The organism is Pseudomonas sp. Sample_11 (genome assembly GCF_004307505.1).
Lineage (GTDB): Bacteria > Pseudomonadota > Gammaproteobacteria > Pseudomonadales > Pseudomonadaceae > Aquipseudomonas > Aquipseudomonas atacamensis.
This window is the reverse complement of the sequence record NZ_RCOD01000096.1, coordinates 231,483-248,538: the sequence shown is the minus strand read 5'-3', so window position 1 is coordinate 248,538 and position 17,056 is coordinate 231,483. Positions and strand designations below refer to the sequence as shown.

At 63.5% G+C, this 17,056-nt stretch carries 12 protein-coding genes; 4 read left to right on the top strand and 8 right to left on the bottom strand.

The window, feature by feature from the left end:
* Window positions 1–29 precede the first annotated feature (29 nt).
* Window positions 30–818 carry an SDR family oxidoreductase gene (locus D8U60_RS25850; protein ID WP_110645344.1) on the bottom strand — a complete coding sequence of 263 codons (789 nt, stop codon included), beginning with the start codon at window positions 816–818 and terminating at the stop codon, window positions 30–32.
* Window positions 819–958: 140 nt separating this feature from the next.
* Here D8U60_RS25850 and D8U60_RS25845 point away from each other — a divergent pair, with 140 nt between their 5' ends.
* Window positions 959–1,561, top strand: a complete 603-nt coding sequence (locus D8U60_RS25845) for a TetR family transcriptional regulator (protein WP_130901271.1) — start codon at window positions 959–961, stop codon at window positions 1,559–1,561.
* Window positions 1,562–1,566: 5 nt separating this feature from the next.
* Here the strand turns inward: D8U60_RS25845 and D8U60_RS25840 are convergent, their stop codons facing one another.
* Complete coding sequence (locus D8U60_RS25840) at window positions 1,567–1,968, bottom strand: response regulator (RefSeq protein WP_024013026.1); 402 nt, start codon at window positions 1,966–1,968, stop codon at window positions 1,567–1,569.
* Window positions 1,965–2,954, bottom strand: coding sequence for a response regulator (locus D8U60_RS25835; protein WP_130901270.1), 990 nt, complete (start codon window positions 2,952–2,954; stop codon window positions 1,965–1,967). The genes D8U60_RS25840 and D8U60_RS25835 overlap by 4 nt, the downstream gene beginning before the upstream one ends.
* 262 nt (window positions 2,955–3,216) lie before the next feature.
* On the opposite strand from D8U60_RS25835, the gene D8U60_RS25830 reads away from it, so the two are divergent.
* Complete coding sequence (locus D8U60_RS25830) at window positions 3,217–8,466, top strand: AAA family ATPase (protein ID WP_241663577.1); 5,250 nt, start codon at window positions 3,217–3,219, stop codon at window positions 8,464–8,466.
* 257 nt (window positions 8,467–8,723) lie between these two features.
* Here D8U60_RS25830 and D8U60_RS25825 read toward each other — a convergent pair whose 3' ends face one another.
* The 5 genes from D8U60_RS25825 to D8U60_RS25805 all read right to left on the bottom strand — a co-directional run bounded on the left by D8U60_RS25825 (window position 8,724) and on the right by D8U60_RS25805 (window position 14,554).
* A complete protein-coding gene (locus D8U60_RS25825) occupies window positions 8,724–9,200 on the bottom strand; it encodes an AraC family transcriptional regulator (RefSeq protein ID WP_110600507.1) in 477 nt (158 codons plus the stop codon).
* Between the two features lie 88 nt (window positions 9,201–9,288).
* Window positions 9,289–10,401 carry an alkene reductase gene (locus D8U60_RS25820; protein WP_130901269.1) on the bottom strand — a complete coding sequence of 371 codons (1,113 nt, stop codon included), beginning with the start codon at window positions 10,399–10,401 and terminating at the stop codon, window positions 9,289–9,291.
* A gap of 171 nt (window positions 10,402–10,572) precedes the next feature.
* On the bottom strand, window positions 10,573–12,807 hold the full coding sequence (locus D8U60_RS25815) for a molybdopterin cofactor-binding domain-containing protein (protein WP_130901268.1): 2,235 nt from the start codon (window positions 12,805–12,807) through the stop codon (window positions 10,573–10,575).
* Window positions 12,804–13,277 (bottom strand): (2Fe-2S)-binding protein, encoded by a 474-nt coding sequence (locus tag D8U60_RS25810; RefSeq protein WP_130901267.1) that lies wholly within the window; start codon window positions 13,275–13,277, stop codon window positions 12,804–12,806. Before D8U60_RS25810 ends, D8U60_RS25815 begins: the two co-directional genes overlap by 4 nt.
* Window positions 13,274–14,554 (bottom strand): c-type cytochrome, encoded by a 1,281-nt coding sequence (locus tag D8U60_RS25805; RefSeq protein ID WP_130901280.1) that lies wholly within the window; start codon window positions 14,552–14,554, stop codon window positions 13,274–13,276. The genes D8U60_RS25810 and D8U60_RS25805 overlap by 4 nt, the downstream gene beginning before the upstream one ends.
* A 285-nt stretch (window positions 14,555–14,839) precedes the next feature.
* Between D8U60_RS25805 and D8U60_RS25800 the strand changes: the two genes are divergently transcribed.
* Both D8U60_RS25800 and D8U60_RS25795 read left to right on the top strand, forming a co-directional pair.
* Complete coding sequence (locus tag D8U60_RS25800; protein ID WP_122505585.1) at window positions 14,840–16,039, top strand: MFS transporter; 1,200 nt, start codon at window positions 14,840–14,842, stop codon at window positions 16,037–16,039.
* A 94-nt stretch (window positions 16,040–16,133) separates the two neighbouring features.
* Complete coding sequence (locus D8U60_RS25795) at window positions 16,134–17,048, top strand: LysR family transcriptional regulator (protein WP_130901266.1); 915 nt, start codon at window positions 16,134–16,136, stop codon at window positions 17,046–17,048.
* The last annotated feature ends 8 nt before the right edge of the window (window positions 17,049–17,056 follow it).

The following is a 17,056-nucleotide window of genomic DNA, read 5'->3' as shown; positions in this document are numbered from 1 at the left end:
CGACGCACTTGCGCCGGGTTTGGGTAAGGTCAGGCTTGCGTCAGATAACGTTGCGCGACCGCCGACTGGCGAATCTGCCCCAACAGCCCCTGACGCGCGGCTTGCAGGGCATCCCAGCGCTCGCCTTCGTGCAGCGGCGGGATGGTCACGACTTCGCGACGGTCGAAACCGACCAGCGCGGCATCGACCATATCGCCGACTTCCATGATGTCGGTGAGGGTGTTGATGTCGATACCGGCGCGGTCCCAGATTTCCGTGCGGGTGGCGGCTGGCAGCACGGCTTGCACGTACACGCCTTGTGGCGACAGTTCCAGGCTCAGGCCCTGGGAGAGGAACAGTACGAACGCCTTGGTCGCGCCATACACCGACATGCCGAACTCCGGCGCCAGGCCCACCACCGAGCCGATGTTGATGATCGCGCCGTCGCCGGCCTTGGCCAGGCGCGGGGCGATGGCACTGGCCAAACGCACCAACGCCGTGGTGTTCAGCGCGACCAGTTGCGCCACGCTGTCGGTGCTCTGCTCGATGAAGGTACCGGACTGCGCCGCGCCGGCATTGTTGACGAGGATACCGATGCGCGCGTCGTCACGCAGACGCGCCTCGACGGTTTGCAGGTCGCTCAGTTGCGTGAGGTCGGCCTGTAGCACTTCGACATTGACGTTGTGTTCAGCGCGCAAACCGGCAGCAAGGGTGTCCAGGCGCGACTGGTCACGGGCGACCAGCACCAGATCGTGCCCGCGTTGGGCGAAACGTGCGGCGTAGACGGCGCCGATGCCGGTGGAGGCGCCAGTGATCAGAACAGTAGGGCGAGTAGTCATGGTGTGGGCTCTTTTGTCAGTTGAAGACTGATTGCGGACCTTTAGGATGATGATCGAAATCTAACCTGTCAACGGTTTTGATTATGGCCAACATCTATGTATCATCGGCCGATGAATTTTCAGCGCTGGAGGTATTCAACATGCGCGTATCCAAGGCTCAGGCTCAGGCCAATCGCGAGCACATTGTCGAAACCGCTTCAGTGATGTTCCGCGAACGCGGTTATGACGGGGTCGGCGTGGCTGACCTGATGGCGGCCGCCGGTTTTACTCACGGCGGTTTCTACAAACACTTCGGCTCCAAGGCCGACCTGATGGCCGAAGCCTCGGCCAACAGCCTGGCGCAGTCCACGGCCGCCGCCGAAAGCATGAGCGTGCAGGATTTCATCGATGTGTACGTGTCGCGCGACCATCGCGACGGCCGTTCCACCGGTTGCACGATGGCGGCGTTGTGCGGCGATGCGGCGCGGCAGTCCGGGGATGTCAAAGCGGCGTTCGCTGAAGGCATCGAGCGCACGTTGCAGACGCTTGGCGAGAAATACCCGACGGCAGCGGATGCACCGCAAGGTGAGGGCAGGACCCGGATGATCGACCTGCTGGCCCGCGCGGTCGGGGCGATCATGCTTTCGCGGGCCTGCCCGGATGACTCGGCGCTGGCCGATGAGATTCTGGCGGTGTGTCACGCTTCGATGACTGAGTCGCTGCCCGCGATCGAAACTGCGGAAGAAGCCACGCAGGACAGCTGAAGCGATCAGTGCTGGCGGTGCAGAGCCTTGTCGAGTGCCGCCAGCAAAACCTCTTCTTCGAAGGGTTTGCACAGGCATTCAAACGCCTGGTAATGCCCGGACTCAGCCAGCGCCGCCTCGTCCCAATGGGCGGACATGCAGATCACCGGAAACTGTCGCGGCAGCTGGCGCATCACGTCGATGCCGGACAGGCCGGGCATGCGCAGATCCAGCAGCAGGCAGGCGATTTCGGGGAAGTCGGCTTCGGCGAGAAACGCTTCGCCACTGGCATAAACCTGCGCGCGATAACCGACCGAACGCAGCAGATTCGACAGGCTTTTGCGCACCGACGCGTCGTCATCGACGATGCAGACAATCGTCGGTCGAGTGTTCTCGATCGCCGTCGGGCGACCCGCCGGGCCGCTCACGACAGGCTCGATGGGCCAGGCGAAGGCGCAGCGCTGATCAGTCCGTAGAGTTCGACGAGGTTGACCAGCGAGCGGGTCTGCATCTTCGCCATGATGTGTTTGCGATGAACCTTGGCGGTCACTTCACTGGTGCCCAACTGGTTGGCGATCTGCTTGTTCGACAGGCCACCGACAATCAGCGGCAGCACCTCGCGCTCACGCGGTGTCAGCTGCGCCGCCAATTGCCGCACGTGCTGAACCCGTTGCCATTGATTGAACGCCGTCGCGGCGTGTTGACGGGTGCTGCGCAGAATGCCGAGCAGTTCATCGTCATTGAATGGCTTGGTCAGGAACTCCACCGCGCCGGCCTTCATCGCCTGCACCGACATCGGAATCGTGCCGTGGCCGGTCATGAAGATCACCGGCCACGGCAAGCCGCGCTCGTTCAGCGCCGCCTGCAATTGCAGGCCTGTGGTTTCGGGCAGGCTGACGTCGAGCAACAGGCACGCCGGGCCATTGGCGATGTCGGCCTCTAGCAGTTCTTCGGCGGACTGGAAAATCCGGTGCTCGATGCCTTCGGCGCGCAACAAGCGGCTCAATGCACTGCGCACGCAGGCCTCATCGTCAACGATGAACACCGGCACCGATTGCGTATCGACCAACGGCGGCTGCGCCACCATCGGCGCCGAGGCCAGGGCGTTGAACACGGGCAGTTTGGGTTCGCGGTCTTTCAATAATCGGTAACCTCGACGGGCAACCGTCTGGATGATTTCTTTTTCCCCGAGCAGTTTACGCAGCGAGGAAATCTGCACTTGCAGATTGTTCTCTTCGACGACGATGTCCGGCCACACCTGATTGATCAGCTCGTCCTTGCTGACGATGCGCCCATCGGCCTGCATCAGTACCGAAAGTATTTCGAACGCCCGCCCGCCCATGCGCAAGGGCCGGCCATCGAGAAAGGCTTCGCGCCGTTCCAAAGAAATCGTGGCTTGGCCGAGTCGGATCATGCGGGCCTCTGCGTTGCGGTGAGAAGGACAGGGCGCGGGCGCCGGGTTATCAGGTTCGTACGCTAGGGGACGGCCTGGCATAAAGCAATTATCCCGAGGGATAAGACGTGCGCTTCTATAGCGCAAGAAACAGCGGCGCAAGGCTCTGGACGGCCATCTTGAGGCTGCAGACGGACATCAGCGCAGCGGCTGGCCCTCTGGCAAAAAAACGCTGGGTATACTTCGCCACCAGCCTGAATCCCATTTCCAGCGGTGAATGCGTATGCCCGGCCAGCCATCTTCATCTGCAATTTCCCGCGCGGCCGATGCGCCGATGCTCGATGAAGCATGGCTGGAGAACTGTCGGTTCAGTCTGCTGCGCCGTGACCATGAACTGACCTGGTTCAGCCTTCAAGACAGCCACTCGGGCCAGAGCTGGTTCGCCGTGCGTGCGCCGATCCAGCGTCCGGCGCTGTGCCAGCGGCTGGAGCGCGATTTCCATTTGCAGTTGCCTTCGCAGTGGGCGCTCAACCCGCTCGCGCTGATTCGCTCGGCGGACGGGCCGGTGTTGGTCTACCCGCAATGGGGCGCGCCGCTGACTGGACTGATCGACGCCGCCGGCTTACCACTCGGACGGGTGCTGAATATCGCCGTCGCCGCTGCCAATGCGCTGGTCCACTCTCGCCATCCGGAAACAGCGCAAAACCCTGTGGGAGCGAGCCTGCTCGCAAAAGCGTCATTCCAGCCGACATCACCCTTGACTGACCCACCGCTTTCGCGAGCAGGCTCGCTCCCACAGTGTTCTTTATTGCCTTGGCATCTGCTGGTCGATGCTGACGACAGCGTCAGGCTGATGGGCTTCCACACCCACGCGCAGGAAACGCCGGCGACTGAACTGCCGAGCCTGGAACACTGGCCTTATCTGGCGCCGGAACAGCTGCAGCACGACGGCGTCGATTCCGATGAGCGCAGCGACGTCTATGCGCTGTCGGCAATCATCTACGAGGCGCTGACCGGGCGCCCGCCGCTGATCGCTCGCGACGCCTCGCAATGGTTGCATGTGCACGCCGCCGTCCAGCCTGTGTCGCCAGGGCAATACCAACCCGACCTGCCGCAAGGCATTTGCCATGTGCTGCTCAAGGGCCTGGCCAAGGAGCCGGACGCGCGCTATCAAAGCATCGAATCGCTGGCCGCCGATCTGACCTGGTGCCTGCGCCAATGGCAGAAAAAAGGCCAGATCGAAGCGTTCCGCCTCGGTGCATTCGATGCTCGCGCAACGGCCACGCGCGGCGATGTGCTGTTTGGTCGTGATGACGAACGTCAGCAACTGCTTGAACAGATCCAGCGCGTGCGCAGCGACGGCATCGCTCGCGTGCTGCTGGTTGCCGGCGCACCGGGAGCGGGGAAGTCGACGCTGATCCAGCAACTCCTGCGTAGCCAGGCACCCGGTTATTGGGCCAGCGGCAAGATCGAACTGCTGAACAATGACCGGCCTTTCGCGCCGCTGGCGCAGATTTTTCAGTCTCTGATCAGCCAAGTGTTGACCAAGCCCACGCTGGCCTTGCAGGCCTTGGCCGAGCAACTGCGCGAAACCCTCAAGGGCCGTGGCCGCTTGCTGCTGGACCTGGCGCCGGAAGCCGAACTGCTGATCGGCGCCACCGCCGAACTGCCGAACATGCCGGCGCGCCACGCCTTGGATCGGGTCAATCGGGCGCTGCTCGATGTGCTCGAAGTCTTTGCGCAACCGGGGCATCCGCTGCTGGTGTTTATCGACGACTTGCAGTGGGCTGACGACTCGACGCAGGCGTTTCTCAAAACCTTTATCGCCCGACCGACGCGGCATCTGCTGCTGGTTCTGGCGTATCGCGAGGGCGAGTTGACGGAGCATCCGGGCGGCTGGCTCGATGAGATGCGCAGAGCACCCGCGCTGCCACTCAGTGACCTTCGACTAGGGCCGCTGTCGGTGCAGGCCGTTGCGCAACTGATGGCGGTCGAACTCGATGCTGACGTCGACAACCTCGAGGCGCTGGCCCGCGTCGTGCACTTCAAAACCGCCGGCAATCCGTTGTTCGTCAGCCAGGTCGCGCGCGCGCTGGTGGACGAGCGTCTGCTGCGTTTCGACGCGACGACGCGGCGCTGGGTGTGGAATCAGGCCGAAGTGAACGGCTATCGCTACGCCGACAACGTGGCCGAATTGATGGTGCAACGCTTGCAGCGTCTGCCGGTCAGTGCCTGTGAAGTGTTGCGCACCGCGGGTTACGTTGGTGGCCGCTGTGACGAAACGCTGTTGGGCGATTTGCTGGGGGACGATCCGGCGCAATTGCTGCGTGACGTGGATTATCTGGTCAGCGCCGGATTTCTTCTGCGCGAGCCGGGCCAACTGGTGTTTCCCCACGATCGGGTGTTGGAAGCCGCCGCTGCGCTGACCGCACCGGCCGGGCGTTCGGCTGAGCATGCGCGCATCGCTGCCGCCATGCTCGATCAATGCGGCGAGCAGCGGCAGGCGCGGGTCTTCGACATCGCCAGTCAGATTCAGCGCAGCGCCGGCAATGCGCTGCAAGCGCCTCGACGCGCTGAATTCATCCAGTTATTGCTCGAAGCTGCCGAGCGCGCCCGCGATAGCGCCGCTGTCGAGCAGGCCGTGGATTATCTGCGCAGCGCCGAGGTATTACTCGGCGACAACGGCTGGACGCAGCTCTACCCGCAAGCCTTCGCGGCGCGCTGGCTGGCAGCCGACTGCGCGATGTTGCTGGCGGATCTGCCCGGCGCGCAACAGCGTCTCGACGATTGCCTGGAACACGCTGCCACCGTGCTGGACCGTGCGAAAACCTACCGCCTGCGCGCCAGCCTGCGCACCTTGCATTCCGATTACCACGGCGCGATCGGCGAAGCGCTGGCCGGTCTTGCGTTGCTCGACATCGACCTGCAGCGACAACCCTCGAAGGCGCAACTGGGCGAAGCGTTCGAACGGGTTCGGCAATTGGTCGGTGCGCGACGGATCGCTGAGTTGACGGCGTTGCCCAAAGCCAACGAGCCGCGAATCGAAATGGCCATGGAGCTGCTGAGCACGCTGATCGCCTCGTTCTTCGTGCAGGACGACATTGCTTTTCTGCACTTGGCGAAGATGGTTGAACTGACCCTCTTGCACGGCACCACACCCAGCAGCGGCTACGGTTTTGCCTGGTACGGCGTGATGATCGCCGACCGTTATGGCGAATATCTGGACGGTGTTGCTTTCGCCGAACTGGCGCTGGAACTGACTGATCTGCACGGCTATGAGGCGGGGCGCACCGGCACGCTGGTGGCGCTGGATCAGGTCAGCGCGTGGACCCGGCCGATGGCTTACGCGCGGCAGAAGGCTTTCGCCGCGTTTGAGTGCGGTCAGGCCGGCGGCGATCTGGGCATGTCGTGTTACGCCTGCAACCATATCGGCTCCGATCTGCTGTTCATGGGCGAGCCGCTGCCAAACGTGTTGAACGAGCTGGACGTCGGCCTGAGTTGGGTGCGGCAGTTTCACTACATCGACATCGAGCGCATTCTCCTGGCGCAACAGGCGTTTGCCAGCGATTTGCGCAATGGGCCTGAGCCTCGTTCGATCGCAATGCTGGATGCTTTGGAACATGACCGTTTCGGCCCGCTGCATCGCGACCGCGTTTCACAGCCGACGCTGTTGTGGACGTGGTTGTATTCGGGCATGTCGGCGTTGTATTTCGGTGCAGTGCGTTACGCGTTGCGACGTTTCGAAGACGCTGAGGCGTTGACCTGGTCGCTGCCGGCGCACATTGATCTGGCGCATTACTACCTGTTCTACAGCCTGGCACTGGCCAGTCCCGAGGCGCCGGGCTCTGTTGCCGAAAAACTGCAGAAGCTGGAGCAGCAACGGCAGCGTTTTCTGCCTTGGGTCGAGCTCAATCCTTCGACCTTCAGCAACAAACTGCTGCTGATCGAAGGCGCGATGGCCCGCGTGCGCGGCGAAGGGCTGGCCGCGATTCGCTGCTTCGACCAAGCGCAAATCGCGGCGGCCGCTGCCGGGTTTGTCCATGAACAAGCACTGGCACATGAACAACTGGCCGAGGTCTGCCTGGTCAACGGCCTGGTCTCCGGCACGCATCATCACCTGCGTGTTGCGCGCGACTGCTATGTGCTGTGGGGCGCTGAAGCCAAGGCGCGCCAGCTCGAAGCGCAGCATCCGTTTCTCGCCCACGAGCATTCCCTTCAAGCGGGAACGCCGGTGACGCGGGTGCGCCTAGACCTGGAAGTCGGCATTGAAGCGGCACGCGCGGTCTCGCAAGAGGTGTTGCTCGATCGGCTGGTGGAGACCTTGATGAATCACTTGATGATTCAGGCCGGTGCCGATCGCGGCGCGCTGCTGTTGGTCGCCGAGGGTGAGTTGCAATTGGCCGCTGCCGCGCATGTCGAGGCGGGCAACGTGCGGGTCAGTCAGGACAACGATCGCTCGCTGGAGCAGATCGCGCCGGTTTCAGTACTCAATTCGACCATGCGCACGCGCACGCCGCTGGTGCTCGACGATGCCCGCGCCGACTGCCCGCAAGCCTACAGCGCTGATCTGCAGCAGCGGCAGACGCGCTCGCTGATGTGCCTGCCGTTGCTCAAGCAAGGCGCGCTGATCGGTCTGGTGTATCTGGAAAACAGCCTGGTACCGAAGCTGTTCAGCGCCGAACGCCTGACCATGCTGGAAATTCTCGCCTCGCAGGCAGCGGTGTCGCTGCAGACAGCGCGGCTCTACGCGCAACTGGTCGAAGACAACCGCTTGCGCGCGCAGATGGAAGCCGATTTGCGCAGCTCGCGGGCGGAACTGGCGCGCAACTCGCACCTGAAAATGATGGGCGAACTGTCGGCCTCGATCGCCCACGAAATCAGCCAGCCGCTGCTGGGCATTTCATCGAACGCCTCGGCCAGTCTGCGCTGGCTCAAGCGCGACACGCCTGATCTCGACGAGGCTATTCAGGGACTCGAAGACATCCGCTCCGACAGCGCCCGTGCCACCGAGATCGTCCAGGCCTTGCGCGCATTGGCCAGGCAGGCGCCGTTGCAACGATTGCCGGTGTCGATTGACGCGTTGATCGGTGAGGTCGTGCAACTGACGGCGAGCGATTTGCACAATCGCGGGGTGAGCTTGCACACGCAACTCAACGCTGCTGACCCGGTGCTGGGGGATCGGGTGCAGATCCAGCAGGTGATCTACAACCTGATCGTCAACGCGCTGGAAGCGATGGCTGGGCAGGGCGTGACTGACGGGCGCCTGGTGATTGAGTCGACGCTGTCCGATGGGCAGGTCTGTGTGGCTTTTCAAGACAACGGGCCGGGGATCGCCGAGCATCAGCGTGAAGAAATTTTCGATGCGTTCTTCACCACCAAGGGCAGCGGCATGGGCATGGGCCTGGCGATTTGCCGAACGGTGATAGGCGCCCATGGCGGGACGTTGCGCGTGGAAGACAGCGAAGAGGGCGCGCGGATCTGTTTCAGACTGCCGCTTGCGCCGGACGCGAGGATGAAAAGCCCCTCACCCTAACCCTCTCCCGGAGGGAGAGGGGACTGACCGGGGTGTTTGGGGGAGATACGCCGACGTGAAAATCCGAGTTGAACTCAGGATTGGAAAAGCACACAAATCGGCTCCCTCTCCTCGGGGAGAGGGCTGGGCGGGCGGCGTTCCGATGAGGGGTGAATTCACCGCCACTCCAAAGCCGAACGCCGGTGCACCGTTCAAAAAAAAGCCGCGAAAAATCGCGGCCAAAAGGGAGGAGTGAACAAAACCCTTTGAAATCCGACTCAGGGCCGCAGTTCCGTCAAGCGCTGGCCCATCGTCGAATTCAGCAACCCATCGCTGAGCCGCCAAACATCCGCATCCACCGGCGCCACCCGCGCTCCGCACATCAGTTGGCGCCAGACCTTCGGCGGCATTCCCACCATGCGCCCGAACGTGCGGGTGAAGTGCGAGTGATCGGAAAATCCGCATTCATAAACAATCTCGGTAATCGCCATCGAGGTCAGCAACAGCCCTTTGGCCTTGTCGATCTTCATCTTCAGCATCCATTCCTGAGGCGAGCAGCCGGTGACGATCTTGAACGCCCGGGAAAAGTGGCTGCGTGAAAGATTGCAATGTTCGGCAATCTCGCTGACGCGCAGGCTGCGGCTCAGATCGTGCAGCATGTAGGCCTTGGCGCGGCGTTCCTGCCAGCCGGACAGTGCGCCCAGTGGGCGCGCCAGGTGGCAGGAAGGGTCTGACTTCACCGATTGCGGGTTCATGGCGGCTCTCCTGATCGATGGGCAAAGTCTGGCCGCAGGCTTTATTTAAAGTCCTTAAACAAACCTTAAAAGTTATGAAGCCCAAGCCTCAAGCGTGAAACGGATAATCGACATAACCACGCTGATCGCCGCCGAAGAAGCTGCTCGGATCCGGCGTGTTCAGCTCAAGCCCATCGTGCAGCCGACGCGGCAGATCCGGGTTGGCCAAAAATGGCCGGCCAAAGGCAATGATGTCGGCGCGATCGGCGTTCAGCGCCTGTTCGGCGGACTCAGCGTCGTAACCGCCAGCGAGGATCAGCACGCCGTTCCAGGTCTGGCGCAATTGGGCGATGATCGCGTCCCAGCGCGGGTCGAAGTTTTCGTCCTTGACCGTGCCGACCATGGCCGGCTCGACCAGGTGCAGGTAGGCCAGATTCCACTGGTTGAGCGCCTCGACCAGATAGCCGAAGGTCGCTTCAGGCGTGTCATCGCCCATGCCCATGAAGCGGCCCATTGGCGTCAGACGCACGCCGACGCGCTCGGCGCCGACTTCATCAGCGACGGCGGCGACTACCTCGAGCAGAAAACGCGCGCGGTTTTCCACGCTGCCGCCGTATGCATCGTCACGCTGGTTGCTGTTGCTGTTGAGAAACTGGTCGAGCAGATAACCGTTGCCGGCGTGGATTTCCACGCCGTCCATGCCAGCGTTCAACCCGTTGCGCGCAGCGCGGCGGTAGTCTTCGACGATGTCGGCGATCTCCGCCGTTTCGAGGGCGCGCGGCACCGGCACATCGCCCCACACGCCGTTGCCTTGTTCATCGACGATAAAGGTCTTGCCCGGCACAGGCAGGGCGCTCGGCGCCACCGGCAAACCGGCGTCCGGCTGGAAGCTGGGATGCGAGACCCGGCCGACGTGCCACAGCTGCATGAAGATCAGACCGTTGGCCGCGTGCACCGTGGTGCTGACTTCGCGCCAGGCCTGGACTTGCGCATCGCTGTAGATCCCCGGCGTCCACGCATAGCCCTGGCCCTGTTGGGAGATCTGCGTGGCCTCGGTGATGATCAGCGCGGCACTGGCGCGTTGGCGGTAGTACTCGACGTTCATTGCGGTCGGCACGTCGCCCGGTTGGCCGGCGCGCGAGCGGGTCAGGGGCGCCATCGCCACGCGATGGGCAAGGGTGTAAGGGCCGAGTGCGATAGGTTGGAACAGGCGACGGGTCATGGGTAGCTCCGGATTTCGGTGAGTAGGGTTCAAGCGCGGCAGCCAGGTGCCGCGCGCTGTGCAGGTAACTTAACCGGGGGTGGCGGGGCTGATAATCCGTGGCCGGCGCTACGCAGTTTTGCGCGCAACGCAACGGCACCCGCGCTCATCGCTGAAGAGCGCGGGCGTGGTTCAAGCCGGTTGGCTCGAGCGAGTCAGCGGCAGATTCAGCCAGCGCCGGCCAGTGGCATTGCTGACCGCGTTGCCAAGCGCAGCAGCCATTGGCCCTTGGACAATTTCGGCAGCACCGAGGAAGGGTTCGCCCTGTTGATCAAGCAAATGCACGTCGACTTTTTTTGGCAATTGCGTAAAGCGCAGAATCGGGTAGCCGCTCCAGTCGTAGCTGCGAATGCCGCCGGCGTCGTAGGCGACTTTTTCGTAGAGCGTCCAGCTGGCCGACTGGACGATGCCGCCCTCGACCTGATTGCGCAGGCCATCGGGGCTGACGATCTGGCCAACGTCGACCGCCGTGACCACATGATCGACACGGATCTCGCCAGTCTGCGGATGCACCCGCAGTTTCACCGCGAGGGCGCAGTAACCCATGATGTTTTTGTAGCGGGCGAAGGCAAAACCGATCCCTGCGCCGGGTTCGCTGCTCTTGTGGGGCCAGCCGATTTCGTCACGCACGCGCTCAATCACAGCCCGGGCACGTGGGTCGCTCAGATGCGCCAGGCGCAACGCCAGCGGATCGAGCCCGGCCTTGATCGCCAACTCATCGATACCCGCCTCGATGGCGAAGATGTTGATGTGCGCACCCAGCGAGCGCATGGCCGAGGTGCGGAACGGCATAGTGGTGACGAAGTTCATGTTGATCCGCGTCGCGCCCAGCTCGTACAGCGGCACCGCGTTGCGATCGCCATCACCTTCGGGCTGGGCGATCGGCACCGAGGGCGCCGAGGTGAAGGGTTTCGCCAACAGGCGTGCCGGCAGCAGGCGCCCGGCATTGACGATGCGTTCGTTGTGCGGCGTGGTCCACAGCTCGTAGTTCCAGTCCTGCAAACGGCCCTGACTGAGGCCGGCATCGACTTCGGTGACCATCGCCGAACTGTACGGCTCCCAGAGATTTTCCTGCTCGCGCATCCATTGCACCCTGACCGGCGAGCCCGGCAGGCGCATGGCGATCAGCGCGGCATCGGCGGCGGCATCATCGGCGCCGTTGTGGCCGTAGCAACCCGAGCCTTCGGTATGAATGCAGCGCACGCGGTCCGGCGGCAGACGCAGCATTTCGGCGATGCCTGCGCGCAGCGGATAGACGCCCTGAGTGTGGGTCCACACCGTGAGCACGCCGTCGTTGAACCAGGCCACCGCACAGGACGGGCCGATCGAGCCGTGCATCAAATATTGCTTGGTCACCCGCGCCTTGAAGCGCGTTTCGGTCGCGCCGCCGGGAATGCCGTTGTTGCTGATTGGATAGCGCTTGGAGGGCAATTGCTTGAGCAAATCATGAATCCCGGCGGCTTCGGGAATCGCCTCGCCGCCACTCCACTTGGCACTTTCCATGCCGGCGCGCATGGCCTTGATCGCTTGCCACTCATCATGGGCGACCACGGCCAGATAGTTGCCGTCGCGAATCACTTTGACCACGCCGTTCAACGCCTCGATGGACGCAGCATCGAACGGCTGAAGCGTGCAGCCGGGACGCGGCGGGCGGATGACACGCGCGTGCAGCATGCCCGGCAGGCGCATGTCCTGGACGAATGCCGCGCCGCCGCTGACCTTGGCCGGAATGTCCAGGCGCGGCAGGTTGTGGCCGATCAGTTTGAAATCGGCCGCCGCCATCGCCGGTGATTGCGCCTTGGCGTACTGGTGCACGTCGACATGCTTGACCGCGTCGGCATATGCCATGCGCTGACCATTCGGCCCTTCGATGATGCCGTCGCGAGTGCTCAGTTGCGCAGCATCGACTTGCCAATGGCGCGCGGCGGCCTCGACGAGCATTTCCCGCACCTGGGCGGCCGCGTTGTACAGCGCGGTGCCGCTGTCGAAAATGCTGTGGCTGCCGGCGGTGTAGCCTTCATTCGGCGTCAGCGCGGTGTCGGCGGTGAGCAAATTGATCGCGCTGGCCGGCACCTGCAAACGCTCGGCGGCTATTTGCAGCAACGCGGTTTTCACCCCGGTGCCCAGCTCGACCTTGCCGGTGTACACGGTGATGCCGTCGGCGCCGATGCGAATCCACGCGTCGAGGTATGGGTTTGTGCGCAGGCTGCCGGGCAGATCGGGGGCCAGCACCACAGTGCCGAGGGTGTCGACTTCGGTGTCGGCCAAGACACGCCGCGCTACCGGCATCAGGGTGAAGGCCATCAGCAACGCGCCGCCGCGCAGGAAGGCCCGGCGGCTGGGGTTCAAGCCGTTTGCTGCGCTCATATCCGGCTCCCGTTGTGCCCGGCCACCTGTTTGATCGCCTCGATGATGCGCAAATGGGTGCCGCAACGGCACAGATTGCCGGCCATGTGCTCGCGGATGGTTTGTTCGTCCGGGTGCGGATCGCGTTCGAGCAACGCCTGCGCGCGCATCAGCATGCCGGCGATGCAGTAACCGCATTGCGCCGCCTGCTTGTCGATAAATGCCTCCTGCAACGGGCCGGGTTTGTCTGCGCTGCCGAGGCTCTCCACGGTGCGGATCTTTTTCCCTTCAAGGCCTGCGCAATGCGTCAGGCAGGCAAACACTGGCTGGTCGTCGACGATCACCGTGCACGCGCCGCACTGGCCCAGGCCGCAGCCGTACTTGGCGCCGTTGAGGTTCAAGTGATTGCGCAGCGCGTACAGCAGCGGCATGTCCGGTTCCAGCTCCAGCGCTTGGGCGGCTCCATTGACGGTGAGAGTGATCTGGCTCATTTCGTCTCCTGACGTAACGCTTCAATAGTGGAAGAGAGGTCGGCCCATGGCTGTTCGGGTCTGGCTTGCTCGCGCAGATACGCGGCGAGGGCGCCGAGCTGGGCGTTGTCGAGGCTGGCGGCGAATGGCGGCATCACCGGGCCAGGCGCGACAGGAATGGCGGGCACGCCTTCGAGCACAGTCTTGAGAAAGTTGCGCGAGTTGGCCGCTTGCAGCGCCGAAGTGCTTTGCAGGCCTGGGCGGCCGTCGATTTCGCGCATCGGCGCGGCGGGTGCGTGACATCCGGCGCAGGCGCTGCTGAAGAGCAGGGCGCCGGTTGTGTGATCCGCTGGAATACCTGGCTGCTTTTGCGCGGTGGTTTCGCTCACCACTTGCGGGTTTTGCAGGCTCAGCAGGTAGTCGGCAATCGCCTCGGCTTCACTGGCCGGCAAGCGCGCCAGACTCAGGCTGACCGGGCGCATCGGGCCGGCGGGCGTGCCGTGGCCATCGACCACATCGGCGCGCAGGTAGCCGACCAATTGCTCGCGATTCCACGGATTGGCGCGCTGCCCGAGGCCGACCAGGGCCGGCGCTTCCCAGCCATCGACGCTGCCGCCCTGAAGATATTCCGAGGATTTCTCCGCGCCAATCAGGTTCAGCGGCGAATGGCAGCCGGCGCAGTGGCCCGGGCCGTCGACCAGATAGCGTCCGCGATTCCATGCCGCGCTGTGTTCGGCCAGCGGCGTGAGCGGCTCGCCATGCAGAAACAGCAGGTTCCAGAACGACACCAGCGGGCGGATGTTCATCGGGAAATTCATCTGGTTCTGCCGCGCCGGGGCGTGTACGGCGGGGCCGCTCATCAAGTAGGCATAGGCGTCGGCGATGTCTTCGGAGCTCATGCGCCGGTAGTGCACGTAAGGAAACGCCGGGTAGAGAAAGTGGCCGTCGCGGGCAATGCCTTCGCGCATCGCCCGCTCGAAGGCCGGCAGTGACCATTCGCCGATGCCGGTCTGCGCATCCGGGGTGATGTTGGTGCTGTACAGCGTGCCGAACGGCGTCACCAGCGGCAGCCCGCCAGCCAGGTATTCGCCGCCGGGGCGGGTATGGCACACCGCGCAGTCGCCGGCCTCGACCACCCGTGCGCCGCGTTGCAACTGCGCAGTATCGAATGACGTCGGCCGTTTGATTGGTGCGATCGCCGGGCGCCACATCAGCGCGACGGCGACGATCAGGCCGATCACCGCGAGCACGGCGACGCTGATCCACAGGGTTCGGGATTTGAGCAAATGGCTGTTCATGGTCGGCAGAAAAACGCGGCGGACAGTGGCAGGACGAGTGCAGTGCGGGTCATGGAAACGCTCCTTGTAGCAGCCGGGGAAGGGCGCCGATGCGGACGTCAGCGCCAGGGCCAAAGCGTAGAGAAGACCCTTGCAGCGGAGAATCACCGGCCCGCGCAACAGCGCGTTGCGCCACAAGCAACGTTGCGCGCCACGCATCAGTGCGTTGCCAGTGGCACGGATTCTCGCCCCCGCCGGCTGACCGTAGCCTTGGCACAACTTTCCCGAACTCAACGAGGTGTCACCATGCTTACGGGCAACCCTGCCGTTGCGGCCCCGGCCGAACAGCCTGCTTCACTCTCCGGCCTGATGGTCGCGTTTCTGGCATTTTGCTGCGGCGCGGTCGTCGCCAACCTGTATTACGCACAACCCATCGTCGAACTGATCGCGCCGCAGATCGGCCTGTCTAGCGCCAATGCCAGCCTGATCGTGTCGCTGACGCAGTTCGGTTACGCGCTGGGCTTGTTGCTGCTGGTGCCGCTGGCTGACCTGATGGAGAACCGTCGTCTGGTGGTCGGCTTCACCCTCGCTGCCAGTGTCACGCTGCTGTGCGCTGGCCTGACTCATTCGCCGTCGCTGTTTCTGCTGCTCTCTTTGCTGATCGGCCTGACCTCGGTGGCGGTGCAGATTCTCGTGCCGCTGGCCGCACATTTGGCACCGGAAGCCAGCCGGGGGCGCGTGGTCGGCAACATCATGAGCGGCCTGTTGTTGGGGATTCTGCTGTCGCGGCCGCTGTCGAGTCTGTTGGTTGAAGTGTTCGGCTGGCGCGGGGTGTTTTACAGCGCGGCGGCACTGATGGCGGTGATCGCGCTGATTACCGCTGTGGCATTGCCGCGCCGGGTGCCGACGCACAAAGCCACTTATGTCGCGTTGATCGGTTCGGTGTTTGCCCTGGCCCGGCGCTTTCCTGTGTTGCGCCAGCGTTCGCTGTATCAGGGTTTGCTGTTCGCCAGTTTCAGCCTGTTCTGGACCCTCGCGCCAATTGAGCTGATGCGTCACCACGGTTTCAGCCAGGCGCAAGTGGCGATCTTCGCCCTGGTCGGTGCGGTGGGTGCGATTGCCGCGCCAATTGCCGGGCGTCTGGCCGATGCCGGCCACGGTCGTCGCGGTACCTTGGTGGCGTTGTTGCTGGCGCCGCTGTCGCTGTTGATCGCCGCGTTACCGGGCAGTGGTTATGTGTGGCTGGTGGTGTGTGCGGTGCTGCTGGATTTTGCCGTGCAATTGAACATGGTCCTCGGCCAGCGTGAGGTCTACGCCCTCGACCCGCACAGCCGCGCCCGCCTTAATGCGGTGTACATGACCAGCATCTTCGTCGGCGGCGCCCTCGGTTCACTGGTCGCCAGCCCGCTGTACGAACACTTCGGCTGGAACCTCTCGGCCGTCGCCGTAGCCGTGTTGCCGGCGTTAGCGCTGGCATTGTTCCTGAGTCGCAAGGCTGATGTCTGAGGTCGCGATGAGGCCCGGCAAGCACGACGATACAAGACGTGTGGCGAGCGCTGATGCACAATCAGCGGCGTTCCCTCACCACCGGACCCCGCTTATGGACAAGTTGCTGGCATTGAAGATGTTTGTTGAAACCGTGCGCTGCGGGGGCTATTCCTCGGCGGCGCGCAAGCTTGGGATTTCGACGTCTTCGGTGACACGGCAAGTGGCGGGGCTGGAAAACGAGTTGGGCGCCAGCCTGCTCAATCGCACCACGCGCAATACCAGCGTGACCGTCGCCGGCCAGACCTATTTCGAGAAGGCCGTGGCGATTCTCGATGCCATCGACGAAGCCGATGCGGTGGTCGCCGATCGTGGCAGTGATGCCCAGGGCCGCTTGCGCATCAGCGTGCCGGTGGAGTTTGGCCGGCGACTGATTGCGCCGCACCTGAGCCGCTTGCTTGAACGCCATCCCGGGCTGGAGATCAGTCTGTCGCTGAGCGATCAGGTCAGCGATTTGCTCAGCGAGCAGATCGACGTTTCAGTGCGGCTCGGCTCGACGGTCGTCAGTGAGGACATCGTCAGCAAACGCGTCGGCCACTTTCAGCGTTGGATTGTCGCCAGCCCGGATTATCTGGCGCGCAGCGGCGTGCTGGAGCATCCGCGGGATCTGCTCGAGCATCAATGCCTGCGCTTCGACTACGGCGGCAGCCATCACCACTGGACCTTTCAGGGCGACGAAGAGCCGATTCAGCTCAACGTTGTGGGCCGCCTGCAAAGCAACAACGCCGACGTCCTGCGCGAAGCGGCGATTGGCGGTGGCGGTGTGGCGCTGCTGGCCGACTGGCTGGTGCGCGACGACGTCACCGCCGGGCGCCTGACGCGCTTGCTTGAACACTATGAAGTCAACCCCGGCAGCGCCAGCAGTTGCATCAACGCGCTGTACTTGCCCAACCACCGTGGTTCGAGCCGGATCAACGTGTTCATCGATTTTCTCGTGGAAATCCTCAAACCCGCCGCACCCGCTGCTTAGCACTGCAC

Excerpts from the sequence above, each read along its gene's own strand:
- D8U60_RS25795 (WP_130901266.1), top strand. The coding sequence starts at position 16,134 with ATGGACAAGTTGCTGGCATTGAAGATGTTTGTTGAAACCGTGCGCTGC.
- D8U60_RS25845 (WP_130901271.1), top strand. The coding sequence starts at position 959 with ATGCGCGTATCCAAGGCTCAGGCTCAGGCCAATCGCGAGCACATTGTC.
- D8U60_RS25800 (WP_122505585.1), top strand. The coding sequence starts at position 14,840 with ATGCTTACGGGCAACCCTGCCGTTGCGGCCCCGGCCGAACAGCCTGCT.
- D8U60_RS25815 (WP_130901268.1), bottom strand. The coding sequence starts at position 12,807 with ATGAGCGCAGCAAACGGCTTGAACCCCAGCCGCCGGGCCTTCCTGCGC.
- D8U60_RS25835 (WP_130901270.1), bottom strand. The coding sequence starts at position 2,954 with ATGATCCGACTCGGCCAAGCCACGATTTCTTTGGAACGGCGCGAAGCC.
- D8U60_RS25810 (WP_130901267.1), bottom strand. The coding sequence starts at position 13,277 with ATGAGCCAGATCACTCTCACCGTCAATGGAGCCGCCCAAGCGCTGGAG.
- D8U60_RS25850 (WP_110645344.1), bottom strand. The coding sequence starts at position 818 with ATGACTACTCGCCCTACTGTTCTGATCACTGGCGCCTCCACCGGCATC.
- D8U60_RS25830 (WP_241663577.1), top strand. The coding sequence starts at position 3,217 with ATGCCCGGCCAGCCATCTTCATCTGCAATTTCCCGCGCGGCCGATGCG.
- D8U60_RS25825 (WP_110600507.1), bottom strand. The coding sequence starts at position 9,200 with ATGAACCCGCAATCGGTGAAGTCAGACCCTTCCTGCCACCTGGCGCGC.
- D8U60_RS25820 (WP_130901269.1), bottom strand. The coding sequence starts at position 10,401 with ATGACCCGTCGCCTGTTCCAACCTATCGCACTCGGCCCTTACACCCTT.
- D8U60_RS25805 (WP_130901280.1), bottom strand. The coding sequence starts at position 14,554 with ATGAACAGCCATTTGCTCAAATCCCGAACCCTGTGGATCAGCGTCGCC.